This window comes from Arthrobacter sp. OV608 (assembly GCA_900110595.1).
Lineage (GTDB): Bacteria > Actinomycetota > Actinomycetes > Actinomycetales > Micrococcaceae > Arthrobacter.
Genome location: FOEZ01000020.1, coordinates 26707 through 51217, shown reverse-complemented (window position 1 = coordinate 51217; position 24511 = coordinate 26707). Strand labels below are relative to the sequence as shown.

The 24511-nt window shown below is 59.8% G+C and carries 19 protein-coding genes; 4 read left to right on the top strand and 15 right to left on the bottom strand.

What is annotated here, in order from left to right:
* Positions 1 to 101: 101 nt before the first annotated feature.
* From BMX78_RS19275 to BMX78_RS19205, 15 genes are all read right to left on the bottom strand, one after another.
* Positions 102 to 854 carry an enoyl-CoA hydratase/isomerase family protein gene (locus BMX78_RS19275; protein WP_091423034.1) on the bottom strand — a complete coding sequence of 251 codons (753 nt, stop codon included), beginning with the start codon at positions 852 to 854 and terminating at the stop codon, positions 102 to 104.
* Positions 854 to 2029, bottom strand: coding sequence for a thiolase family protein (locus tag BMX78_RS19270; protein ID WP_091423031.1), 1176 nt, complete (start codon positions 2027 to 2029; stop codon positions 854 to 856). Before BMX78_RS19270 ends, BMX78_RS19275 begins: the two co-directional genes overlap by 1 nt.
* A gap of 119 nt (positions 2030 to 2148) precedes the next feature.
* A complete protein-coding gene (locus BMX78_RS19265; protein ID WP_211482598.1) occupies positions 2149 to 2874 on the bottom strand; it encodes a nitroreductase in 726 nt (241 codons plus the stop codon).
* Between the two features lie 167 nt (positions 2875 to 3041).
* On the bottom strand, positions 3042 to 4241 hold the full coding sequence (locus BMX78_RS19260) for a CaiB/BaiF CoA transferase family protein (RefSeq protein ID WP_091423025.1): 1200 nt from the start codon (positions 4239 to 4241) through the stop codon (positions 3042 to 3044).
* Positions 4242 to 4304: 63 nt separating this feature from the next.
* Positions 4305 to 5102 (bottom strand): enoyl-CoA hydratase/isomerase family protein, encoded by a 798-nt coding sequence (locus BMX78_RS19255; protein ID WP_091423022.1) that lies wholly within the window; start codon positions 5100 to 5102, stop codon positions 4305 to 4307.
* A gap of 176 nt (positions 5103 to 5278) precedes the next feature.
* Positions 5279 to 6424, bottom strand: a complete 1146-nt coding sequence (locus BMX78_RS19250; protein WP_091423021.1) for an acyl-CoA dehydrogenase family protein — start codon at positions 6422 to 6424, stop codon at positions 5279 to 5281.
* Positions 6421 to 7491: an acyl-CoA dehydrogenase family protein gene (locus BMX78_RS19245; RefSeq protein WP_091423019.1), complete on the bottom strand. Its 1071-nt coding sequence runs from the start codon at positions 7489 to 7491 to the stop codon at positions 6421 to 6423. The genes BMX78_RS19250 and BMX78_RS19245 overlap by 4 nt, the downstream gene beginning before the upstream one ends.
* Positions 7484 to 8269 (bottom strand): TetR/AcrR family transcriptional regulator, encoded by a 786-nt coding sequence (locus tag BMX78_RS19240; protein ID WP_211482597.1) that lies wholly within the window; start codon positions 8267 to 8269, stop codon positions 7484 to 7486. The genes BMX78_RS19245 and BMX78_RS19240 overlap by 8 nt, the downstream gene beginning before the upstream one ends.
* A 130-nt stretch (positions 8270 to 8399) precedes the next feature.
* Positions 8400 to 10562 (bottom strand): 3-hydroxyacyl-CoA dehydrogenase NAD-binding domain-containing protein, encoded by a 2163-nt coding sequence (locus BMX78_RS19235; RefSeq protein WP_091423017.1) that lies wholly within the window; start codon positions 10560 to 10562, stop codon positions 8400 to 8402.
* A gap of 284 nt (positions 10563 to 10846) precedes the next feature.
* Complete coding sequence (locus BMX78_RS19230) at positions 10847 to 11074, bottom strand: winged helix DNA-binding protein (protein WP_139205039.1); 228 nt, start codon at positions 11072 to 11074, stop codon at positions 10847 to 10849.
* A 219-nt stretch (positions 11075 to 11293) separates the two neighbouring features.
* Complete coding sequence (gene leuA, locus BMX78_RS19225) at positions 11294 to 13033, bottom strand: 2-isopropylmalate synthase (RefSeq protein ID WP_091423013.1); 1740 nt, start codon at positions 13031 to 13033, stop codon at positions 11294 to 11296.
* Between the two features lie 436 nt (positions 13034 to 13469).
* Complete coding sequence (locus tag BMX78_RS19220; RefSeq protein WP_091423011.1) at positions 13470 to 16382, bottom strand: FAD-binding and (Fe-S)-binding domain-containing protein; 2913 nt, start codon at positions 16380 to 16382, stop codon at positions 13470 to 13472.
* Between the two features lie 398 nt (positions 16383 to 16780).
* Complete coding sequence (locus tag BMX78_RS19215) at positions 16781 to 17506, bottom strand: NUDIX hydrolase (RefSeq protein ID WP_286139163.1); 726 nt, start codon at positions 17504 to 17506, stop codon at positions 16781 to 16783.
* Positions 17503 to 17997, bottom strand: a complete 495-nt coding sequence (locus BMX78_RS19210; RefSeq protein ID WP_091423009.1) for a MaoC/PaaZ C-terminal domain-containing protein — start codon at positions 17995 to 17997, stop codon at positions 17503 to 17505. Before BMX78_RS19210 ends, BMX78_RS19215 begins: the two co-directional genes overlap by 4 nt.
* 17 nt (positions 17998 to 18014) lie before the next feature.
* Positions 18015 to 18863, bottom strand: a complete 849-nt coding sequence (locus BMX78_RS19205) for a citryl-CoA lyase (protein ID WP_170850887.1) — start codon at positions 18861 to 18863, stop codon at positions 18015 to 18017.
* Between the two features lie 716 nt (positions 18864 to 19579).
* Between BMX78_RS19205 and BMX78_RS19200 the strand changes: the two genes are divergently transcribed.
* From BMX78_RS19200 to BMX78_RS19185, 4 genes are all read left to right on the top strand, one after another.
* Positions 19580 to 20359 (top strand): SDR family NAD(P)-dependent oxidoreductase, encoded by a 780-nt coding sequence (locus tag BMX78_RS19200; protein WP_091423005.1) that lies wholly within the window; start codon positions 19580 to 19582, stop codon positions 20357 to 20359.
* Positions 20360 to 20474: 115 nt separating this feature from the next.
* Complete coding sequence (locus BMX78_RS19195) at positions 20475 to 21527, top strand: NAD(P)H-dependent flavin oxidoreductase (RefSeq protein ID WP_170850886.1); 1053 nt, start codon at positions 20475 to 20477, stop codon at positions 21525 to 21527.
* A 104-nt stretch (positions 21528 to 21631) separates the two neighbouring features.
* Entirely contained in the window at positions 21632 to 23173 is a 1542-nt protein-coding gene (locus BMX78_RS19190) for a class I adenylate-forming enzyme family protein (RefSeq protein WP_091423001.1), read from the top strand.
* Positions 23174 to 23253: 80 nt separating this feature from the next.
* A complete protein-coding gene (locus BMX78_RS19185) occupies positions 23254 to 24480 on the top strand; it encodes an NAD(P)/FAD-dependent oxidoreductase (protein WP_170850885.1) in 1227 nt (408 codons plus the stop codon).
* The last annotated feature ends 31 nt before the right edge of the window (positions 24481 to 24511 follow it).

Here is a 24511-nt window from a genome sequence, read left to right as displayed (position 1 = left end):
AGTTGCTCGACAACTATTTTGTTGTCGCCCCTCGACTAAACGTACGGCTGGCCGAAAGAGCGATCTTTTGCCCGTTCAGAAAGCACGGCAGTGCCCACGGGTCAACGACTAAGGAATGCCGGAATGAGGAGTTGAGCCTCGTCGGTGGCCATGCGCCCACCGATGGTCGCAGCCTCGCGTGTGCCTGCCTCCTCGCGCGAAAGACCGGGGCCCTGGCGCAGGAGCCTTCGGACATCGCCGAGCGCACCGGGCGCACCCGCCACCCAAGCTGCGGCCACCTCCTGAGCGCGGGCCATTGGGTCGACGGCGACTTCTGTAACAAGTCCCTGATCTAGCGCTTGACTGGTGTTCAATGGCCGTCCGGACAGGGCAAAGGCCAGTGCGCGGTGTAGCCCCATGGCCCGGGGCAAGCTGGCAGAGGTGCCACAGTCGGGAGTCAGGCCAATGGCGGGGTAGGCAAAAACAAAGCTCGTACCGTCCGCTGCGATGATGACGTCGGCGGCCAGCATGATGCCAAGCCCACCACCGGCAACGGCCCCGTGCACGGCCGCCACCACAGGCTTCTGCAGTGATTCCAGAGCCTGCACAGCCCCATCAATTGTGGTTGCCAGCTCAGTCAGGAATGGACCTTTGTCTAAGGACTCCGCGAACGCGGAAATGTCTCCACCAGCACAGAACCGCTTGCCGTTTCCGGTCAGCAGGACCGCCTTGACCGCGTCGTCCTCCGCCACGCGGCTGACCGCCTCTTCGAGGGCCACGGCCAACGGCATATTTATCGTGTTGGCTGCCTCAGGGCGGTTGAGCTGCAGGTGCCCGATGCCGCCGGCAATAGTTAAAGTTACTGGCTTCGGCATCAGATCCTCCGGAAGAGTGCTGCTAGTGCCTGTCCGCCGCCGATGCACATGGTGACGATTCCCAGTTCCAGGTCCCGGCGTGCCATGTCCTTGGCAAGACGTAGCGTCAGGATCGCCCCGGTGGCACCGACTGGATGGCCTAGGGCAATAGCTCCGCCGTAGGGATTGACCTGGGCCGGGTCGAGGTCGGCATCCCGGATGACAGCGACGGCCTGTGAGGCGAAGGCCTCGTTCAGTTCAATCGAACCGATATCCTTAGGGGTGGTGCCGGTCTTATTGAACAAGGACCTCAGCGCCAGCGTAGGTGCGTAGCCCATGAGTTCGGGTTCCATGGCAGCCGTGGCAACGGCCTCAAGACTGACCAAGCCCTTCAGGCCACGCTCCGCGGCCGCAGACTCGCGAGCCAGGACGACAGCGGCGGCGCCGTCGTTTATGCCCGATGCATTGCCGGCCGTGACGGTCCCCCCAGTGGCAAAGGCCGGACGCAGTCGCGCCAAGGTCTCCATGCTTGTCTCAGGCTTGGGGTGCTCATCCTTCTCAGCTGTGAAAGGCTTGCGACCTGCGACATTGACTGGCGTAATTTCCTCAGCGAACGCCTCCTGGGCTTCGGGCGCAGCGGCGCGGCGTTGAGATTCGACAGCGAACTCATCCTGTTCCATGCGCGAAACATTGTATTTTCTGGCTACATTCTCGGCGGTAACACCCATGTGGATGCCGTGCAGGGGGTCGGTGAGCATCATGAGAGTACCGTCGCTAAGCGATCGGTCGCCAAGACGGTAGCCCTGGCGCGCGCCAAAGTCGTAGTACGGCATCCGCGTCATGGATTCGTTGCCGCCAGCCAAGCTGAAGTCAAGCTGGTTCCACTGCATTTCCATGGCTGCCGACCAGATGGCCTGCAGGCCCGAGCCACAGAGCCGGTTGACGTTGAAGGCCGGAACCCGTGTCGGCAATCCTGCCGTCACGGCGACCCGCCGGGCATTGTACGCATCGGCCCCCACTTGACCGATGCAACCCATGACGACTTCGGCGATGTCGTCACCGGTGACACCGGACCGCTCCAAGGCTGCTTTGCTGGCCGTCGCCCCCAGCACGTGGCCAGGGACATCCTTGAAAATGCCGCCGAAACTGCCGGTGGGGGTGCGCGCACCGTCCAGGACGATGATTCTCTCCACGATTTTGTTCTCCGTTGCTCTTTAGATAAATGCTGGTGTGACTATGAAGGCAAACGTGAGGGGCACCTTGTCACGAGGGAAGGCCCCTCTCCCAAGAGAGGTCAGGGGTCAAGATGCGGAGTTCAGACCCACTGCGTGAAACTGTCCACTGTTTCCCGCGGGGTAACAAGGGTGTTCACCGGCGCTGACTCGTCGGCGTAGCCAAGGGACATCCCGCAAACCAGCGTTTCGTCGGCGCCAGCGCCGATGATCGGCATAATTGTCTTCGCATAGTAATTCCATGCCGCTTGAGGGCAAGTATGCAGTCCCCGCGCTCTGGCCATGAGCATGATGTTCTGCAAGAACATCCCGTAATCGATGAGTGATCCTCGCCCCATGACCCTATCGACCGTAAAGATCAACCCCACCGGGGCGTCGAAGAAGCGGTAGTTACGCTGGAGCTGTGCGTGCATCTTGTCCTTCTCTCCCCTGCCGATGCCGAGAAGGCCATACAAACTCCAGCCGTTCTGACGCCGCCGGTCGATATACGGTGAGACCCATTCCGCCGGGTAGTAGTCGACCTTCTCGCGGTGCTTTTCCGCCAGTCCTGGATCAGAGTAGACGGCGTCGTCCACCGCGCATACCTGGTTCACGAGGTTGTCCCGTGCATGGCCCTGCAGCACGTACACCTTCCAAGGTTGCGTATTCGTGCCGGATGCGGCTTGACTGGCGACGCGGAGTATTTCCTGGATGTCGCTTCGGGCAACGGCCTTGTCCGGAAGGAATGCCCGGCACGAAAAGCGGCTCTCGATGGCGGCTTCAACACTGGCTGGGTCCCGCACTTCGGCCGTGACGCGTGATGATATCAACGCAATTCTCCTAGCACCGTATAGATTTTCAGTAACTCATCCTGATCGCCTTTATCGGCGTTCAGGTGAAGCTGGAGAAACTGGCCGGCACCTCTCCGAAACCGGCCCGTCTGCCACTTCAGTTGTAGTCTTTTTCCAATATTCGTCATATCGGGGGTTTGCGGAGCTTAGACGGTGCCTGCTTTTCGCAGTCCCGCGATCTGGTCGGCAGAGAGTCCCAATTCGCCCAAAACCTCGTCCGTGTCGAAGCCCAGCCCAGGTGCTGGCCGCATCATAGGCGCCGGGGTCCCACTGAACCTGGGCTGCGGTGCCGGCATTTTCAGCGGACCGACCCTTGGATTCTCCACAGTGGCAATAGTGCCCCTCGCCAGGTACTGGGGGTCGGCAACGATATCCTCGATAGAGTAAATGAGGGAGTAGGCTAGGCCCTTATCATCGAGGATTCGGCACAGTTCCGGAACCGGCAAAGACTTGATCCACACACCAACGAGTCGATTTATCTCCTCGATATTGGCGATGCGATCCGCATGCGTGGCGAATCGCTCATCACCGACCAGTTCCGGTATTGCTTCGCACAGGCGGCGGAACATACGGTCCGAGGATACCGTCAGGACAATATGGCGCCCATCGATCGTTTCGAAGTGGTCCCCCGGCGCTGCCGCGAAATGCAGGTTCCCCGTGCGCTCCCGTGTCTGGCCGAACTTCTCGTACGCGGTCACCATGACATCAGTAAATCGGAAGACCGTTTCATACAGCGAAAGGTCGATCTGCTGACCCTTGCCGCCACTGACGTCCCTGTTGTAGAGAGCCACCATGGTCCCGAAGGCTGCAAGGACCGCCGTCTGATAGTCAGCAATGGCAACGCCGACCTTCACCGGAGCCCGGTCAGGGTATCCCGTGGCGTTCAACACCCCGCCCAGCGCCAGGCCCATCCGGTCATAACCTGCTCGGGGCGCGTAGGGGCCGGTTTGTCCATACCCGGAGACGCTGAGCATCACCAGCCCAGGGTTCACCTGCTCTAAATCCTTCCAGGCAAGGTTCCAGCGTTCCAAAGTTCCGGGACGAAAATTCTCCACCAAGACATCGGCGCTCTTCACTAACTCCTTCAGGATCCTTTGCCCCTCAGGCTGACGTAAATCGAGTGTGATCGATTTCTTGTTGCGCCCTTCGACGTTCCACCACAAGCTCTCACCCTCGCCCAAGGTAGGGCCGATATGACGCAAAGTGTCGCCCTTGCCCGGTTGCTCGACCTTGATCACCTCAGCGCCGAAATCGGCCATCAGGGTTGCAGCGACCGGCCCGGCGACCATGGTGCCCACATCAATTACTCGTATGCCTGACAATGGTCCTTTGTCGATTTTTTCCATAGATCTAATTCCTCAAATCATCATTACGCATGTGATGGGGCACGGCCCGGGACGTATCACCGACTATTTGCCCTGGAAGCGCGGTGGGCGTTTTTCCCGGAAGGCAGCCAGCCCCTCGACACGGTCGGCAGAGTGGCTATATAGGTTTACCAACGCACGTTCGTAACGCAGTCCGATGTGTGCGGGCTGATCCAATGAGTCATTCAGGGCCTGCTTCATTTTTGCCAACCCCACGGGGCTCTTAGCGGCGAGCTTGCTGGCCAGAGCCGACACCGCGTCGTTGAGGCCGTCGTCCGGGACCACTTGGCTCACCAGGCCCATCGCCAGCCACTCGCGGGCCGCGGGCATATCGCCCGTGAACATCAAGTACTTGGCATTGTTAAGACCGATCTTCCGGGGCAAACGCACTGTTGCGCCCGCCCCTGGGAACATCGCGTAATTCGAATGAGCGTCCCCGAGGACCGCCGACTCCGCCGCGATAACAACATCGCAGGCCAACACCAATTCCAAACCACCAGCGATAGCAATACCGTTAATCGCCGCGATCACAGGTTTCGTGCACGCCTCGATCAAATTTGTGAGTTCACCTATTTTCTTTACAAATCGGGCACCACTTTCGGGACTGCGCTTTGCACTGTCCTTCAGATCCGCGCCCGCACAGAAAGCCCTACCCGTACCAGTGAGGACAATGGCCCGCACCTCTGGATCTTCCTCGGCGTCCACTATGATCCGGGTCAGATCATCCACCAGGGACGCGGTGAGCGCATTCAATGCCTGCGGCCGGTTAAGGGTGAGCCACAGAACGTGCCCGCTCTGCTGCAGTTGAAGTTCGTCCGTCTCCGTTGACAGCTCTATTGACATTCGTTTTGCCCTTCTAATCTAACTACGATGAATGTGCCCCGGCATTCCATTGACGCCGTCATGCGTAGCTGTTGTCTATCTGACATCGAGTGGGTTGACGGCGGAACCTACTTCGCATGGGACAGCGAAAGAAGCGCGGCGGCTGAATAGGCCCGGCCCCGTCGCAAGGCCACCTCTCACCGCAGTCCCAACCCCTTCGCGACGATGCCACGCAGCACCTCTTTGGTTCCGCCGCGGATCGTGGAGGAAGGCGCATTCAAGACCACATGAGCCAGGGCAGCCCGATACGCGTCGGAGGCGTTGGGATCGGGCTCGGCTTGCAACGCGAGCCGCAAGATTTCGGGAATCTCCTGCTCGAAGCAGGTGCCCAGGTCTTTTACCAGCGCGGCGTGCAGTGCGGCATCCTGACCATCGGCGATCATAGTAGCCACACTGCGCGACATCCGCCGCAGCGTGGTGAGGTGGGCCACCAAGCGCCCGAGGGCTCTAGCTCCCACAGCCGACGGTTGACTCTTCAATACACGAACGAATTCTTCCAAGACACTGAGATGCGACAGGAAACGCTCCGGCCCGCTGCGTTCAAACGCCAACTCACTCGTCACCTGTTTCCATCCATCACCTTCGACGCCGATGAGCGCCTCGTCGGGGAGAAACGCATCCTGCAGGTGCACTTCATTGAACTCCTGCCCTCCAGCGATGTTTTCGATCTGCCTGCACACGATTCCGGGAGTCTTCATGTCGACCAGGAATTGGCTCAGGCCCGCGTGGCGCTCCTGGCTTGCCGGCGAGGTGCGGCAAAGCAGGATCATATAGTGGCTGCGGTGAGCATTCGTGGTCCAGATCTTCGCCCCGTTTACGAGCCAGCCTCCGTCCACCTTCGTGGCGCGGGTGCGTACAGAAGCCAAATCCGACCCGGAGTCCGGCTCGCTCATTCCGATACAGAAGTAGGACTTGCCGGCGGCGATGTGTGGCAGGATTTCTTCGCGCTGGCTTTCACTGCCGAACCGGAGCAGCAGTTGGCCGCTCTGCCGGTCGGCTACAGAGTGTGCTGTGATCGGAGCCCGGGCGGCGAGCAGTTCCTCCATAACCACATAGCGTTCCACGAGGCCGTAGCCGCCACCGCCATAGCGCTGGGGAAAGCCCATCCCGATCCATCCGCGCGCTCCAAGCGCTTCACTGAATTCAGGATCGTAGCCACCAAAAACGCTGGCTGCCTGTGGGTCTCCCCGCCAATCAAAATCGTCGAGGAACTCGCGTACTTCCGCTCGCAGACGCTCGCCGACCTCCGACTGCCGCGGTCGCGGAAAGGACAGGTTGCTCATCGCGTCGCTCCTATGTCGAGGCTGCTCCTCGTCGGCGCAAGGGTGCGCCAGAGGGTCTTCTCCGATTCATTGCACAGAATGCTTTCCCCAAGTACGTCAGCCCAGACCGCTTCGCTGCCGTATTCGTCGCGCCAGGACCAGAGCCGTTTCGTGAAGCGGTGCAGTTCATGCTCCTCAGTGAAGCCGATCGCGCCGAAGACCTGGTGTGAGATGGCAGCGGCTTCGCCGGCGGCTTCCCCCGTACGGATCTTCGCACTGGCCACTGCAACGCTGCGCATGAGTGACTCCTCCACCCCAAGGATCCAGTCATCAATCGCCTCGCTGCCGGCTTCGGTCGCTGCGCGCGCGGCTGCTGCCTGCGTGGCGAGTACGGCAATGTTCTGCTGAACCGCCTGAAACTTGCCAATCGGCCGGCCGAATTGGACCCGCATATTCGCGTAATCCACGGTTAGCTCCAAGGCGCGTTCGATGGCACCCGCCATCAGTGCACTACGCATGACTGCAGAGATTGCCAGCAGCGAATTGGACTCAAACGGCACAGGCACCACGGCAAGCGGGGCGACGCTTTCGAGCGTCATGTCATCCCGAGGCTCCCCTGCCAAGTTCTGCCCGGCTTTAATCGAGACGCCGGATGAATCGCGGGCAACTACGATCAGCTGGGCAGCCGGGCCCTCACTCATGAAGGCGACGTGCGTGCAGGAGCTGCCCCAAGGCACGCGCACGAGAGCGCCGTCGACGTGCCACTCATTGCCAGAGCGGCTGAGCCGAACCGGTTCCAAAGGCGGAGAAAAGGCGATTGTCGGCAGCTTTGCGCCTTCAACGCCTGCAATGTCCAGGAGCCAATGCCCAATCATGGCCTCGGCCATCGGCACGGGAGCGGCATGCTTTCCAGCGATCCCCAAAAGCTCGCAGGCAATTGCCCAGCTTACGCCGACACCGCCCTTACTCTCAGGCACCAAGGCCTTATCAATTCCTACGCTTTGCAAAACCTCCCAAAGGTCAGGGGGCCCCTCAGCGAAAATGCTCGTCGCCGTTTCATGGAGCATCTCTCGAGTTTCATCATCCATCGTTTGCTCCTTCCTTCTTTTCTCGATCGCTGGGTGCCGCGAACGTGTGTTCGACCAATTGCACTACCTGATCCCTGATTCCACGTATGTCTGCTGCAGATCCTTGTATGAGACGCTGGGATGCAAGGCCACGAAGAGCGCCCACCACGAACTCCGCCCCGATTGCTGGATCGATATCTCCACGCACCTCACCCTGGGCAATTCCTATGCGCAGGTTGTCCTCCAGCCACGCAAACATCTCACGGTTGTATACGGCTACAACTTCGGCCGTCTCCGAGTTCTCAAGCAGGGACTCCGCCAGCAGCAGCAGGAGCGTGCGGGTGTTCGTCCACTTAGGATCGCTTCGGCCCAGGTAGACGCGGACATAGCCGAGTACCGCTTGCAAACCAGCGGGCGGCGTGGGCGCAGACTGCATCTCCTGGGCGAAAGACCGATTGATGTGCAGGGTCAGGGCCCGTAACAGTGCGCCCTTGCTGCCGAAGTGGTGAGCGGCCTGTCCCCGGCTGTAACCCGCCGTCTGGCCGACTTCTGCCAGGGTCATTCCCACCCAGCCTTTGCGCGAAAGTAGGGTGCGCGCGGCGGCAAGAAGCCGGGTCTCGGCTTCCTCCCGCCGCTCTTGCTGCGTGCGACGCCTCGGCGCCGACGCCTGCTCTTCCCTGCCTGCTGGGCGGTTACTCCCCCGGGCGGCTGCTGGTCGCTGCAGCTCGGTCTTGTTAGGGACGGCCCCATTGTGTGAGAGCCATCCGGTCGCTTCTTCGACTACTTGCCCTTTATCCACGTCTAACTCCTCTGAACGCCCTTGTAGCCTAACAACTTACTGGTCAGCAATCAAGAACTTGTTTGTCGGTTATCAATTAAACGTAAATTTAGCACCTCAGCGGCAGTATCTAGGCGCCTCAGCCCAACGGCTAGATTGGCTCTGCGTTAGGGCCTACCGTTTTATTCAAGTGAAAGGGCTTGTCGTTGACTCTCTCGGAGGCGCCTGTTCGGTCCAGGTAAGGGGTAATGCCGCCCAGGTGCAGCGGCCAGCCGGCACCGGCCATCATGCACAGGTCCACGTCCTCCGCGGAAGCGACCACTCCCTCTTCAAGCAAAAGCCCGATTTCTTCTGCCAAGGCGTCCTGAACTCGTTCGAGCAATTGTTCCGAGGCGGCCGGGCAGTGAGCGAATTCCAGGAGGCCAATGGTGGACTGCGGGATATACCGGCTGCCATCGTGTTCAGCGGTCCAGAGCGTGGTGATGCCGTGGTCGATGAGTCTTTGAAGATTGGTAGATACGGGGAACCGGTCGCCGAAGGCGTTATGGAGAGATTCGACGACATGCTGTGCGACTGGAAGACCGATCATGGCCAACAGCCTGAACGGGGTCATTGGCAGGCCCATGGGCTTGAGTGCTTCGTCTGCGATCTCGGCAGGGGTCCCCTCGTCAAAGGCCTTCAGAACCTCCGCCACCGAACGCAGCAGCACGCGGTTGACAACGAAGGCCGGCGCATCAAGGACGAGTACCGCAGTCTTCTTCAGCGCCCTGCCGAGGACAAACGCTGTGGCCAGAACTTCGTCGCTGGTCTTGGAGGTCCGCACGATCTCCAGCAACGGCATAGCGGCCACCGGATTGAAAAAGTGAAATCCGATGACCCGTTCCGGGTGCAGGAGGTCTGCCGCCATCTCCGTCACCAGCAGCGAGGAGGTGTTGGTGGCTAGAATGCAATTTTCGGTAACAACGGACTCAACTTCTGAGAGGACCTGCTTCTTGACGGAGAGTTCTTCGAAGACCGCCTCGATAACGAAGTCAGCGTCGGTAAAGGCGGCCGTGGACACCGAGCCGCTAATAAGGGCCTTAAGGCGATCGGCGTCATCCAGGGAGATGCGTTTCCGGGTGTACAGTTTGTCCACCTGTGCGTGGACGTGACTAACACCCTGATCCACGCGGCCTTGGTCGATGTCCGTCATAACAACGGGCACCTGCAGCTGCCGGGCAAACAGCAGGGCCAACTGCCCGGCCATCAGGCCCGCGCCGACAACTCCGACCTTGTTGATCGGGCGGGCCAGCGCCGGATCAGGCGCGCCCGACGGATTCTTGGCTCTCCGCTGTAGAAGTTCAAGAAAGGCGTACACGGAATCCTTGAACTGCGGTGTCAGGATCAGTTCGCCGAGTGCGTTGACTTCCAAATCCGCAGATTGTGCTTGGTCGAGGCTCCTGCCCAGTTCGAGCAGATCCAGCAGACGAGCAGGGGCAGGTGCGGCATTGGAGGTCTTGGACTCAACGATGGCCCGACCAGCAGCCACGGCCGCCTCCCACTCTTCCTTGGAAGAGCCGGCAATCGAAGCCCGCCGCTGGTCAAGTTCTTCCCGGTGTGCAGCATCGGTCATAATCCGGTCCGCCCAGGCCAGGGACCGGCTCAGGAAATCGGGACTGTCGAATATAGCGTCTGCAATACCAAGCTCGTGCGCTGACTTGCCGTCAAGAACCTTGTTGTTAGCCAGCGGGTTCTCGATCATCACCTTCACGGCATTGGCGGGCCCGATGAGGCGCGGAAGTCGGTACACTCCGCCCCAGCCGGGCACCAGGCCGAGGTAGGCCTCAGGCAGGGAGATCCCCTTCGCGTCCGATGAAATTGTACGGTAGCGCGCTGCCAACGCGACTTCCAGCCCGCCGCCTATGGCCGCGCCATTGATGAAGGCGAAAGTTGGAACTGTTATTGCCGCGAGTGCGCCAAACACCTGATGTCCTTGACGTGCAGCAGCTCGGGCCGACTCCAGGTCCTCCACGCATTTCAGAGACTTTAGGTCTGCGCCGGCCACAAAAAAGCGATTCTGGCCGGTGATACCAACGCCAGCCACACGTCCTGAGTCGACTCGCTTCGCGACTTCCGCAAGCATCTCGTGGAGCGCCTGCAGCGATTCAGGGCTAAAGGTGGCGGGCTTACCGTCACCACCGGTCACAGTGATCAGTGCGAAGTTGCCCGCTCCAGGCAGTCGGACTTCTGTCAATTGCACATAGTGCGAGAGCCCGCCGAGGGGCTTGGCATCCGGATCTCCGGATTGAGCTTCCGTGCGAGTCGGGTTTGTCATATGTCATTCCTTAGTCGAGGGAGTCAGTAGTGGCGGTCCGACGGCGTCAGATCGGCTCTACAGAAGGGCATCGCGAGGTCACGGGGATACCTGGTGGGCGACTTGTGCGGCGGGGCGTGCCCGGGAGGACGACCGCCTACCTTGCGTTACCCTCTCGCCACCGTGGGCATATAATACTTGCCAGGCAACTATGATATTAGTGCAGTTTGTTGCACGAGATTTGGACCCGCGCATGCCCAAGGCCCGAGGCGGACCTCTCTCAGCTGAGCATCGGGTACCAGGATTCAGTCGCGGCTCGCCTCGGACGCCAGCTTTCTGAGAACGGGAATGACTGCCTCGAGCACCCTGCGGTCTTCCGGCGTCAAGCGCTCGCTGACTGTCCGATCCAGCCAGCCGTACCCAACAAACACCTCCTGAGAAAGTTTTTCGCCACCCTCCCGCGTAAGTTCGATCCAGACCCGGCGACGGTCCACGTCATCGGGTACGCGCGTCACAAGCTGCAGCCGTTCCAATTCCCGCGATATACAACCGACTTGATCAACCTGCTTGCTCTTTCATGCGAAGATACCAAAAGAGCCTCTCTGGCAGGGCGCGTATCGACTTCTCGCCCAGAAAGAAAGCGATCGCAACGCTGTCCTCGTGCGGCAACCGAGCTTGAGGATTCCGGACACGACTGGTCGGGCGTCCAGCCGTGTCCAGAATCCCGCGAGGCGGTCAAGCGACTGCCGTGATCAGGCCTGAGCGTCGCGGATGGCTCGATTCACGGCGGAAATGACAGCCTTGAGAGCCGCCGTGCTTGTGTTGGCGTCGATGCCGACGCCCCACAGCACGCGCTCCCCCACTGCACACTCGACGTAGGCTGAAGCCATCGCGCTACCGCCCTCTGAGAGGGCGTGCTCGCTGTAGTCCAGCACCCTGAGGTCCACACCATCCTGCTGGAGGATGCTCAGCAGGGCAGCGATTGGGCCGTTGCCGGTGCCGGTGCGCTGAACCTGCACGCCGTCCACGGTGAGTGAGGCGTGAAGCGTCATGCCGCCGTCGGCATCTGTTTCTGTCTTGACCCCGCCCAAGGAGTAGCGGCCCCACTGCCCGTCAGCCTCGCGGGAGGGCAGATATTCGTCCTGGAAGATCTGCCAAAGCTGAGCGCCGCTGACTTCCCCGCCCACCGTGTCAGTGCGTCGCTGGATGACGCCCGAGAACTCGATCTGGGCACGTCGCGGCAGATCCAGGCTGTGTTCGGTCTTAAGCAGGTAGGCCACTCCGCCCTTGCCGGACTGGGAATTGACCCTGATGACTGCTTCATAGGTGCGGCCCAGGTCCTTGGGGTCGATGGGCAGATACGGCACCTGCCAAGTGAAGTCGGAAACGTGTTTACCGGCAGCGGCCGCGTCCCGTTCGAGTGCTTCGAAGCCCTTCTTGATGGCGTCTTGGTGTGATCCGGAGAACGCTGTGAAGACGAGATCGCCACCGTAGGGCGAACGCTCCGGGACGGGCAGCTGGTTGCAGTACTCCACCGTGCGGCGGACCTCGTCGATATTGGAGAAGTCAATCATGGGATCGATGCCCTGGACGAAAAGGTTCAGGCCCAGGGTGACAAGGTCCACGTTTCCGGTCCGCTCGCCGTTGCCGAAGAGACAGCCTTCGATCCGCTCTGCGCCAGCCATGTACCCCAGTTCCGCGGCAGCGACGCCCGTTCCGCGGTCGTTGTGTGGGTGCATGGACAGGATGATGCCCTCCCGGGGGTGCAGATGACGGCTCATCCACTCGATCGAATCGGCGTAAACGTTGGGAGTAGCCATTTCCACGGTTGCGGGCAGGTTAATGATGACCTGCCGATCAGCGGAAGCTTCAAAAACATCGGCCACGGCATTGCACACCCGCACTGCATACTCCAGTTCCGTGCCCGTGAAGGATTCCGGGGAGTACTCATAGATGATATGCGTGTCAACGAGCGTTTCTTCGTACTTTTTGCAGAGCCGGGCGCCTTGGAGGGCGATATCCAAAATTCCGTCCTCGTCTTGGTTAAACACCACGCGGCGCTGCAATACCGAGGTGGCGTTGTAAAGATGGACGATCGCCTGCTTGGCGCCCACCAAGGATTCGTAGGTCCGCTCAATCAGGTGTTCGCGGGCCTGAGTCAGGACCTGGATGGTCACATCGTCCGGGATATGGTTGCCCTCGATAAGCTGCCGGACGAAATCGAAATCGGTCTGGGAGGCGGACGGGAACCCGAGCTCGATCTCCTTGTAGCCCATGCGGACCAGCAGGTCGAACATCTTCATCTTGCGCGCCGGGCTCATGGGATCGATCAGAGACTGGTTGCCGTCGCGCAGGTCCACCGCGCACCATCGGGGCGCCTTCGCGATAATTTTGTCCGGCCAGGTGCGGTCTGGCAGTTCCACCTTGATCTGGTCCTGGAACGGCGTGTAGCGATGGGCGGGCATTCCTGAGGGCTTTTGTGCGTTTTGCATTACGTGGGGCCTTTTCTTGAGATCTTCATTGAAGGGTGGCCGGGTAACACGAACTCCGCGACGAGGATGGCCTTGCGCTAGATTGCGCCTGAGGCCTCGCCGCGGCAGCTAAGGGGAGGGATCTCCGTGCGCACGGTCTGAAGGTAGTACGAGTGCTCGGACGAAAGGGCACTGCTGCTGTTGAGCCGGACACCAAGGGCATGCAGGTCATGGACGACCATGTCGAGCATCGCACTTCTGTCAGTTGACCTGTCGCGGGACCGGTCCCGAGGTCGTCCGCGTCGCGAAGCTGACTTCTTAGGGTCGGCAAGTTCAGATTGCGGGGTCCAGGATGGGCGGTGTGTCGTCAGCTCCACCAAAGGGTCGAAAAAGAGCGGCAAGCCCGGTGCGTGGTGTTCGACTGCGGCCGGAAAGCTTGTCGCAGGCTCTAAGTTCTTCACTGCATTTCACTTCCTGGCGTGCGTTGGTCAAGCAGTTCCGCTAAATGCAGGCTCCTGCGGTCCGGGTCCAGCTGCTTGACCTGCATGGCGCAGCTGAAACCGTCCGCCAGGACGGGTGTCTCGTCACTCGTGTTTTTCAGTGCAGGGGCGAGCGCCTGTTGGGCCACCTTCATGGAGATGTCGAAGTGGTTGGCTTCGAAGCCGAAGTTCCCGGCGACTCCGCAGCAGCCGGTCGCTTCGTTGACGTTTGCGACGCCGAGGGCGGCCAATGCTTTGCGTTGGATGGCGGCCCCGAAGGTTGAGTATTCGTGGCAGTGGGTTTGCACGGTGACGTCCGTCGGTACGGCAGGTGGTGTCCAGCCGCCGTCGACCCATTCCTTCACGGCCTCGGCGAAGCTGCGGATCCTGTAAGAGACGCGTTCGGCCGCGTCGGTGCCGAGAAGTTCGGGTGCGTCCTTTTTCAATGCTGCGGCGCAGCTCGGTTCAATCACCACGATGGGGGTATCGGTCCCGTCGTCGAGCTTCGCTACCGCTTTGCCCATGAGTTTCTTGGCGGTGCCCAGCTGGCCGGTGGAGATCCAGGTCAGGCCGCAGCAGGCATCGGATTCGCAGCCGACCGTCCGTCCGGTGCTTTCCATGACCCGGGCGGCAGCGCCGGCCACTTCGGGCCTGAAGCCCTTGGTGAACGAGTCGACGAACAGGACAGCATCTGCCGGGGACGATGGATTGGCGTAGGGCGCCAGCTCTTTGCGGAGCATCGCGCGGGAGGCAAACTTCGGCATTTTCCGGTGCGTCGTCAGCCCGCCTGCTGCGGCCACAACCTTGCCCAGCGGGCTGGCCAGGACCAGGTTCACCAGCGGGCTGATCAGAATGGTCAGTTTCAGCCAGCGCGGCAACCAGCCGAGCGAGAAGTGCGACATGGGGCGGAGCTTGCCCTCGTAGTAGTGGGAAAAGAACTCCGACTTGTACGTGGCCATGTCCACCCCGGCGGGGCAATCGTTGGAGCAGGCTTTGCAGGCGAGGCAGAGGTCCAGCGTTTCCCGAACGTCCTCGGATTTCCAGCCTTCGTCGATGCTTTTGGCACCGCGAACCATGTCCTGCAGGGCACGGGAACGGCCGCGCGTTGAATCCTTTTCGTCCCCGGTGGCCCGGTAGCTCGGGCACATGACGCCTCCGGCATCGGACCGGCACCTGCCAACGCCAATGCAGGCCTGGACGGCGTGAACCCACGGGTCAGCCCCGGCCGCCGCGGCTTCGACCGGACGGAGTTCAAAGTGGGTTCGCCACTCTCGCTGGGGAATACCTTCGTGCGCCAAGTTGGCATCGATGGGGTCCGCATCTGTCATGGATCCTGGGTTCAGGATGCTGGCAGGGTCCCAAAGTCCACGATAGGTTTCAAACGCTCTAATCATTTTTGGGGAATACATGACCGGCAGAAACTCTGACCGGGCCCGTCCGTCGCCATGCTCACCAGAGAGTGAGCCGCCGTGCCGCACTACGAGGTCAGCTGCGGTCTGGGTGAACTTGCGGAAGACGGCGCGGCCCTCCTCGCTACGCAGGTCATAAGTGATGCGGATGTGCATGCAGCCTGCACCAAAGTGCCCGTACATAATTCCGGTCAACCCGAACTCAGTTAAAAGGTCACGGAATTCGGACAGGTATGCCGCCAGGTTCTGCGGGGCAACAGCTGAGTCTTCCCAACCTGCCTGTGATTCCCCGCCGCTTGCCGGCCGGGAGGAAAGTCCCGCCCCGTCTTCCCGGACCCGCCAGAGGGTGGCGCGCTGCACGAGGTCTGGAACCGCGCGCCCGTCCACCATCCGCCCGTTTGCCGCCAGCCGTTCGAGGAGCCGTTCCGCTTCCCCCTCTACCTGCTCAGGGTTGTCCCCGTCCAAGTCCACATAGAGGAAGGCCTTGCCTTCGGGCAGGCCGAGGACTGAATCGGGTCCGCGGCGCAGCTTCATCGTATCCACGATGGCCTCGTCGATGCCCTCGACGGCGGCGGGGGAAAATTCCAAGATGGTTTCGATATCCCTGGCTGCGTCAACGACGTCGGCGTACCCGAGGCACACGAGGAGCGCGCTGGGTGCTTTGGGGACGAGTTTCATGCGGGCTCGGACGACGATCGCGCAGGTACCCTCGGTGCCCACGAGGGCTCGGGCCACGTTGAAACCATTTTCGGGCAGGAGGTTCGCCAAATGGTACCCGGAGACCTGCCGTTGGATGCGGCCGAGCTCAACCCTGAAACTTGCCAGGTTGTCCTGGGCGAGTTGTTTGAGGTCCTCCCCCAGCTCGAAGGCGCGGGAGACCGAGAACGTGTCAGCCGGGTCAGTTGCGCGCAGTCCGGTCGCCGCGGCGGTCAACTGTGCACCATCGGACGTGACAACGTCGATCTCCAGTACATGGTCAGAGGTGCGGCCGTAGCGCACGGAGTGATTACCGCAAGCGTCATTCCCGAGAGAGCCGCCGATGGTCGCGCGGTTCTTTGACGAAGGATCCGGGGCGAACGTGAGTCTCCCGCCCGTGACCCTCTCGGTTTCAAGGGTGAGGTGGGAGAGGACGACGCCGGGGCCGACGTCGGCGGTTTTGCTCGCCTCATCGACGCTGATGATGCGGTTCATGTAACGGGAGAAGTCCAAAACAATGCCGGGTCCGATGGCGTTGCCGGCCATGGATGTCCCGCCGCCCCGGCTCACCAGCGGTGTACCGGTTTCCCGACATGCGGCTACTGCAGCGACAACGTCCTGGCTGCTTCGTGGGAAGACTACGGCAACAGGCGGAACCCTGTAATTGGACGCGTCATAGGAATATGCGGCAATGCGGTGGCCCGTTACTTCAGCAATCAAGCCCGCCGCTTCCAGCCGGGCAAGGACCGGTGCATGGCCCGGGGTGGAGAGGACATCTTGGGTCATAGCGTTATCGGCTCCAGTTTCGGTCCCGACAAAGACAGGCACGCACGTCGAGATATGCAGTATTGACAAAAATCTTAAGGTGACAAACCTGTCCAGTTGGAGAAGACCATCTCCCGGAAAGAGCACGTCTGCCCGCAGCAACCTTGGCGTGGTCTGGCGAGTATCCGGTCATCGGGGCATGTGGATCACCAACGTCGACCATGCCTACTCCTTTGTACAAATGACAGTTTCATCCGTTCTGCGGCCCATGCGCCACGCTATGACGACTCCTCCAGCGACGCCACTGGAATTGCACCAATCCCCTCACACAAACTCTGGTGAAAGTCTTGGTAGTGGGTTGGCCCATGCGGCATGAGCGCATCACCGGATTAGCAGCGTGATGGCCGAGCGAAGCTCTATCAAGGCCGCTTCCCGGTATCCCCCGCGATCTGTTGTCGCTGGCGATGGAACCCCTCTATTTCATCAAGGCGCAGGCACACCGGCTCAATTGGCCGTTTCACCGAAAGCACTTGCTCGATGGTATCCAATTCCGCGAATTCGTCGAGAATGGCCAGCGTTGGGGGCAGGAGCTTAAGTCTTCCGGCGGCTTCGTCTATCTGGAGCTTTCGGACCGGCATCCATTGCGACAACGTTGCCTCCGTGGTGACATGCTTAGGCTCAAGTTCAGGTCCAATGGCAGTGACAAAGAAGAAGGTATCGAAACGTTTGGGAAAGCCTTCAGGTGTGATCCAGTTTGCCCATGGGATAAGAGCTTCGGGTTGCAAGACAACTCCGCATTCTTCTGCCACTTCACGCACGGCGGCAGATAAGAGGCAAGCGGTAGTGTAACGCGCCGTCGCTACTTTGGCCCCAACGCTGGTCCGGCTCCAGGCCAGTGCCTGAGCGTCCAATAGCTTTCGGCTGAGCGCCGAAGGCAAGGAGTCAACAGCGTCGACCCTGCCTCCTGGAAATGCGACCACGCCAGCAGCGAAGTCCATGGTTAGGGCCCTGCATTGGACAAACACTTCAACTCCATGCGGAGAATCCCGCATCAGAACCACGCTTACCGCAGGCCGCGGAGCCGGTGGTTTTGTTGAGTTCACTTCCTCAGCAGCAGTACCGCTCATCGATTCCTCCGTCTTCATGGCGTGTACGCTGCTGATCGATACAGCAGCACAACCCAGAATCCTTCTTGGCAGACTTCACCTCGCTGATTGAGTATCTGAAGTCTGGTTTTCACAATGCCCCGGTCCGGCTTGGTCGTGGAAGGTCGGAGCTCTACTACTTCTTCCCGTACGGCAATGGTGTCGCCAATGCGTACAGGTGCAATGAGGTTCCAGTCATGAATGCCCAGAAATGCTATGGCCGAACGATCCTTCCAGCCCATTCCCATTTCCAGGCCAAAAGCGATCGCAAGTGTTCCTGGACCGTGGAAAACCCGTTCTCCAAACTGAGTACCACGGGCATACTCCTGGTTCGTGTGCAGGGGGTGCATGTCCCCCGACCATGTCGCGAAGGTGACCAGGTCCGTCTCTGTAATCGTTCGCCCGTGAGACGACCACGAATCTCCGGTTTGGAGATCCTCAAAGAATCGGGTTGCTGAAGGGATCAGACGATGTTCGGCTCCTGCATTCATCTTCAACTCCTGTTCGGTTACCGCCTAAGACCCCGAAGGCCCCAGCCCGCTTCGAGTCGGTCCGCGTCAAAATCCCGGCCAGTTATCCCCTTATAGGATGCTAAATCTCTCGGGACGATTCGGATTGGCTTCCCTCCGGAGAGTTCTTCAGATACGTGTGCGATAACCCCAGGGAGGGTTGAGAGCAGGGCAACACCTGTCCCTTCTTCGGGTGTAAAGCCAAGCCCCAGCAGTATCGCGGCCATAACACCGACGTCATTTATTGGAATGTCTGACTTGCCTGGGAGTTTCGTGAAGGCCCTGTGTACTGCCTCGTACACTTCAGCCGCTTGATCCCACAAACCTTCCTGAAGAGCAATCGACCGGAGCCGTTGGGCGCGAGGATCAACAACCTTAAAAACAGGGTGCCCCAGGCCTGGAATGCGTTCCTTTGCTTCCCGCATGAAATTTACCTTTGCCTCAGCGAAAGCTTCGAGTGTGAGGCCGGATCGCAGAAACTCGGCATGCGTAGCGAGGATGAAGCGGCCGCTGTCCTCAGTCGCCAGCGTGTGCTTCCCGACAGATAAACACGCAGCCGACATGCCGATAGCCATACTTGGATTGGCGGAGACGGCAAAGCGCGCGGCCACTGTCCCGGGCTTTTCAAGACCATAATCGAGGATTCCGCTGAGGACTGCGTCCAGCGCCCGTATCTCATGGTCCGAGGGGATCCGACCACGGATCACGAGAAATATGGCGGCCGTGAAGGGGATTTGCCCGATGAGGTCCTCAAGGTCATAGCCGCGAACATAAACATTCGTATCGGTGACTTGACTGACAGAGGATGACCAATAGGCCCCAGACCGGTCTGCAGTATCGTTTTGCAATGTTTCTCCCGAACCGTCATGTGTTCCACGGGGCCTGCCATGCTTGGAAAGTTGACGAGGCAACCTCCAAAGTATGTCGGCCAGTGATTGAACTCTAGGATCCAGCGAACCATCCCGGCATTGGAGATTTTCTAATGCCGTGGCGTCCAGGCGTAGAAATTACCGGAGCCAAATTACCGGAGTGCCTGCGCAGCTGCACCCGCGGACCACTCAGGGCATATGTTTGGGACCGGGTCCCCCAGCGGACGATCAGCTGGAGGACCCGGGGTACGGCTGGCATAACCGCTGCGCAGCCAGGTCTTTCACCCGGGCGCGTTGGTGCACCAAACCTCTGACTGATCTGTGTAGATCGAAAGATCAGTCAAGTAGTGAGATCTGTTGAGACCGGCCGCAACGTCCTGGGTCGGCCTCGGGCTGAAACGACGTCGGCCCCTCGCGTTGGATGCCTTCCCGAAAGAGTAGAGTCGTCCCTCGAACATTAGAACGAAGAGACCGGTTCCGCCGCCGGAATTGTTTCAAGGGCGCGTACTGAACCCTGGTCTAAGTACAAAAGCGGTTCGTTGGGGTCCATTCGCATCCATGGCTGCGAGTCTTAGAGTGGCGTGCACAGAAACCGAAGCTCCAAGCCCGGCTCCTGTAGCTTCCACGACAACGTCAGCAAAAAGCCGTGAAGATGACAGTTCTATTCGGACGATCCCAACCGTAATTTGTAAGGCATGGGAAGCAAAAGTGTGATTATCACCGGATCCGGATCTGGCATCGGCCGGGCTATTGCCCAGGCATTCGTCGAAGCAGGCTACGAAGTCTATGCGAGTGACGTTTCAGAGGAACGTCTAGCGGAGACTCGGCAAGAACTCGGCTCTCCGGACTCACTCCACACGAGGGTCGTAGATGTTAGCGACTACCACTCGGTGTCTGCGTTGGTGGACGAGGTTGTGGACAAGACGGGCAAGCTCGACGTTATGGTCAATAGCGCGGGAGTCTTCGACGGGTATGCGGACGTGCTCGAGACGACGCCCGAGTTGTGGGCCAAGATTATTGGAGTCAACCTGACCGGAACCTTCTTCGGCTGCCGCGCGGCAGCACAGGTTATGACGAAGCAGAACTCCGGCCGAATTATTACAATCGGCTCCGTCGCCGGCCAAAGGGGTGCAGCAGACGGTATCTCCTACGTCGCATCCAAGGCGGGCATAGAGGGTCTTAATCGACGTCTCGCCATCGACGTTGCCCCTCACGGGGTAACGGCCAACGTTGTCGCCCCAGGAGTCATCAAGACAAACCTTCGTGCCACTTCCGAGGAAATTCTAGGTGATCTCGTCTCAACGCAGCAGCGGGGCATCGGAGTGTCTCCCGAAATCATGGACTTCCTCATTCCAGCAAAACGATCGGGCGAACCCTCAGAGGTGGCGAGCGTAGTACTGTTCCTCGCGTCCGACGCTGCCGGTTATGTAAACGGTCAAACTATCCAGGTCGATGGAGGCTGGAACGCGACTTAGTTCTGCCGGCGACATGGCCTGCTAGCAACAAATACCCCACCAGGGCCCTGTTGGGGCCAACATGACTAACCGGAAGCCAAGATGAACTTGGGCTCCGAATGTGAAAGGTGTCTTTGTGATCAAGACAGCATTGACGGAGGCCCTCGGCCTCAAATACCCCGTCTGCTCTGCCGGCATGGCGCGTGTCGCTCAGGCCGGACTCGTCACCGCGGTCAGTAACGCGGGCGGCTTGGGATGCCTGGGCGGCGTCAGCTTCATGCCGGATGACCTTCGGGCCGAAATCAAGAAGATCGAAGCTGGAACCGACAAGCCCTACGCAATTAATCTCCTGCTGCCGGACTCACTCACCACCGAAGATGAAACACAATGGGCGCCAGTGCGCGAGCTGTGGAAATCACTTTCCGGAGCCGACCAAGAAAAGATGGCAGGTGTAGAAGCGCTTTTGACGCCGGGGGCCGTAGCAGACCAGGTGCAGATCGTCCTGGACGCGGCACCTTCCGCGGTTGTTTTGACGTTCGCTACACCGGATTGGTTCATCAAAGAGTGTAAGGATCGCGGAATCACGGTGTTCTCGCTTGTCGGCTCAGTGGGCAAGGCACAGGAAGCTAGTGCAGCGGGTGTTGACTTTATTGTCGCTCAGGGCAGTGAGGCTGGCGGGCACACAGGATACGCATCTACTATGACCCTGGTCCCTGCCGTTATTGATGTGGTGGAGCAGCCAGTCCTGGCCGCTGGCGGCATCGCGGACGGCCGCGGGCTGGCCGCCTCACTCGCTTTAGGTGCAGCAGGAGTCTGGGTGGGAACGCGCTTCATTGCCAGCCCCGAAGCTTACGGGCACGATAATTTCAAGAACCGAGTGGTGGGAGGATCCTTCAAGGACAGCACCATCACCTACTCATACAGCGGTAAGCGTATGCGTGCATTCGAGAACAAATGGACCTCGGAATGGGAGTCTTCGGATAAAAAACCCGCAGGCTTCCCCGGACAATACGCCGTCGCCGGGACGCGCGTCGAAACAGGATATCTGGACGGAGACATGGACTTCGGGATGATGCCGGTGGGCCAGACCATGCAGCTTGTTCACGAAATTCTGCCTGCTGGTGAGATCGTCGAGAATATGGCATCAGATGCAGAAAAAATTCTCCGCCGACTTGCGACTGGAAACTAGCAAAGCATCTCAATCGTCAAATCCAAGAGGCCCGTTGAGTCCGGCCAACCGGCTCAACGGGCCAGCTGGAAATTTTCCAACCATTAAATGAGAGTAGAGCGGATATGAATAAATCGTCGCCTGAGCTAGCGGACTGTGTCTCCGCGCTGGAATACATCGCCGGTCAATACCCTGAGAAAACAGCGATTGTCGACGGCGACACCTTCACCAGTTATAAGGATCTCCAGGCATCGATCGAGCATCGCTCAGCCGTGCTGCTTGCGGCAGGCCTCAAGCCGGGATACCGGGTTGCCCTCGTTGCAGAAAGCTCAGCCGATTATCTTTCCACAGCCCTCGCTGTATGGCGCAGCGGCGGCGTACTGGTTACTGTCTATCCTTCTTCCGGTCCAGAGGACTTGGAATATGCGATTGCCACGAGTGACCCGGCGCTGATAATCACCTCCGAAAGCGTTAATGCTGCGCATATCACTACTGCCGCACAAAATGCTCCCATCGTCGATATCGTTGACTTCCACGTAACCAGTGTTCGGCACGACGCCCTACCCAACCCTGAGGGCCTTCGCGAACCGCTGTCCATGATCTGCTTCTCGTCAGGCACCACCAGCCGACCCAAAGCGATCATGCTTTCAGCCACAGCCATCTATAACTGCGCGAACACCTACGGTGAAGTGTGGCACCTTTCCCCCGAAGACAATGCCATAATCTGTCTGCCGATGGCATGGCTCTATGGGCTTGCCAGCACATCCCTGGCCGTCCTGCTACGCGGCGGGACAGTTGTGGTAGTCCGGAGGGCTCGTCCGGACATGATAGCTCCGGCTATTGAGGCACATTCCGCCACATTCCTGGCCGGTGTGACGGCGACTTTCGGAAAATTGGCCCAGTACGCAGAACTTCGAGCCGGAGATCGTCCGGCTTTTCCATCACTTCGGCTGTGCATTTCAGGCGGAGAGCCCCGGAACGAAGCAGCATTCAGCCGCTGGGAAGCTCAGACTGGACTACCAGTCCTGGATGCGTATTGCGCCTCCGAATGCCTCCCGCTCGTGACTTACGATCCCGTCGCGAACCCAACTCCCCAACCCGGGTCAGCAGGCAAGCTTGTGCCCCGGTCAAAGCTAAAGGTTCTCGACGCCGACGGAGCGGAAGTTCCAGCCGGTCAGGTTGGGGAAGCCTACTCGACTGGACCGGGGCTGATGCTCGGCTACTGGCGTGACGAAGAACAAACGCGGACAGTCATCACTGATGACGGCTGGTACCGCACAAAAGATCTTGTTCGCGTGGATGAGGACGGTTTCGTCTACGTCGTTGGGCGGCTCTCAGACGTCATCATCCGCGGCGGAACGAACATCTCGCCGGCAGAAGTTGAGCGTGTACTTCAGCAGCATGCCTCTGTTGGCGACGTGGCAGTTGTTGGTCTTCCCGATGACGTGTACGGCCAGCGCGTGGTAGCCGCTGTCGTCCCCAGGGGCGTAGCGGCCCTTGACGAAGCCGAACTGAAAAAATTCGCCGCGGCCCGCCTGTCGTCCTACAAGGTCCCGAGCGAGTTCATCGCCGTCGACTCCCTTCCAGTGAATTCGACGACCGGCAAAGTCAACAGGCGGGACATTGCGACTCTGTTGACAGCTGAAAAAACCCAGCGCAGGGCATAACAGCCAGCTCCATACGCCGCCAATTCATGATTCGGCACCCTCATAAGTGGTGCATCAAGACGAAGTTAGGACATGACGAAATGAACCTCGACAAGACCGGTGTGGTCGTTGTAGGCGGTGGAATAGTGGGTGTATCAACCGCCTATTTTCTTGCTTCAAAAGGGCATGAAGTCGTGCTTCTCGAACAGCGGGAACTTGGTTACGGGGCTTCCGGGCGAAATCTCGGATTCCTTCATATGCAGAACCGTCACGGAGACTACGCCGTCGAACTGACCCGTGCGGGTAGAGCCCTGTACGACGACTTTGCAGACATCCTCGGGCCATCTTTCGAATATAGAAGCAACGGCGCCATGACATTCTTCTACACGGATGATCAGCGTCGGGTCTACAAGGAATTCGTTGAAGCCCGGATCGCCGACGGATTCAAAGCCGAACTTCTGGACGATCAGGCCGCTCACGAAGCCGCCCCGATATTGCCGCCTGATGTTATTGGGGCGACGTTCAGCCCGGAAGATGGCCAGATTCGTACGCCGAAGTTTGTCCGCGCCTTGGCGCAGGAATGCCGAAGGCTTGGCGTTCGAATTCATGAGAACACACCGGTCCTCGGACTCCTAAAGAACGGCTCGAAAGTAGTCGGAGTACGAACGGTGGGCGGAAGCGTTTCAGCGGACAAGGTCGTTTGGGCCGGTGGTGTCTGGTCTACGATGCTCGAATCGGAGGGCGTAACCGTACCCATCAAGCCACATAGGCTAGGTGCTGTCCTATTGGCTCCTGTAGAGGAAAAGCTCGATAAAATCCTCAACGGACCGCTTGCTGCAAAGCAATACGCCCACATCCGGAACCTCCCCAGTTACAGGGACGAGTACTTCACCTCCGCATCCGAGGACCAGTCAACGGGTCTCGAGCACATGGAATGTGTGGCCAAGACGGAGGACGGGAACCTATTTATCGGCTGCCCGATGGACTATCCCGACCAACTCGATGACAGGTTGCCTGCCGCCGGCCTGAAGCTGGCCATCGATTCGTTGCTTACAACTTTCCCTAATTACAGGTCTCTCGGTATTGAACGCGCCTGGGCTGGCCTCGTCCCCGCCACAGCTGACTCCCTCCCGATCGTTGACGAGGTGGAAGAACTACCCGGCCTGATTCTGGCCACCGGGCACGTCTACGGCAACTTGGCCGGCCCGATCACGGGAAAGCTGGTAGCCGAACTGATCTCAGGCGACCGCCTCAGCCACTCCCTTGAGGAACTTTCCCTCTATCGGCCGTCCCTGACCGCCAAGGTAGACGGCGTCATTCGCTATTAGCCCCAGCACCCAACCCGCCACAAGTGCACCA

What these genes read in the sequence shown, in the direction of transcription:
- BMX78_RS19275 (WP_091423034.1), bottom strand. Translation starts at nt 854, where the DNA reads ATGCCGAAGCCAGTAACTTTAACTATTGCCGGCGGCATCGGGCACCTG.
- BMX78_RS19260 (WP_091423025.1), bottom strand. Translation starts at nt 4,241, where the DNA reads ATGGAAAAAATCGACAAAGGACCATTGTCAGGCATACGAGTAATTGAT.
- BMX78_RS19255 (WP_091423022.1), bottom strand. Translation starts at nt 5,102, where the DNA reads ATGTCAATAGAGCTGTCAACGGAGACGGACGAACTTCAACTGCAGCAG.
- BMX78_RS19250 (WP_091423021.1), bottom strand. Translation starts at nt 6,424, where the DNA reads ATGAGCAACCTGTCCTTTCCGCGACCGCGGCAGTCGGAGGTCGGCGAG.
- BMX78_RS19245 (WP_091423019.1), bottom strand. Translation starts at nt 7,491, where the DNA reads ATGGATGATGAAACTCGAGAGATGCTCCATGAAACGGCGACGAGCATT.
- BMX78_RS19235 (WP_091423017.1), bottom strand. Translation starts at nt 10,562, where the DNA reads ATGACAAACCCGACTCGCACGGAAGCTCAATCCGGAGATCCGGATGCC.
- leuA (WP_091423013.1), bottom strand. Translation starts at nt 13,033, where the DNA reads ATGCAAAACGCACAAAAGCCCTCAGGAATGCCCGCCCATCGCTACACG.
- BMX78_RS19220 (WP_091423011.1), bottom strand. Translation starts at nt 16,382, where the DNA reads ATGACCCAAGATGTCCTCTCCACCCCGGGCCATGCACCGGTCCTTGCC.
- BMX78_RS19215 (WP_286139163.1), bottom strand. Translation starts at nt 17,506, where the DNA reads ATGAAGACGGAGGAATCGATGAGCGGTACTGCTGCTGAGGAAGTGAAC.
- BMX78_RS19210 (WP_091423009.1), bottom strand. Translation starts at nt 17,997, where the DNA reads ATGAATGCAGGAGCCGAACATCGTCTGATCCCTTCAGCAACCCGATTC.
- BMX78_RS19200 (WP_091423005.1), top strand. Translation starts at nt 19,580, where the DNA reads ATGGGAAGCAAAAGTGTGATTATCACCGGATCCGGATCTGGCATCGGC.
- BMX78_RS19190 (WP_091423001.1), top strand. Translation starts at nt 21,632, where the DNA reads ATGAATAAATCGTCGCCTGAGCTAGCGGACTGTGTCTCCGCGCTGGAA.
- BMX78_RS19185 (WP_170850885.1), top strand. Translation starts at nt 23,254, where the DNA reads ATGAACCTCGACAAGACCGGTGTGGTCGTTGTAGGCGGTGGAATAGTG.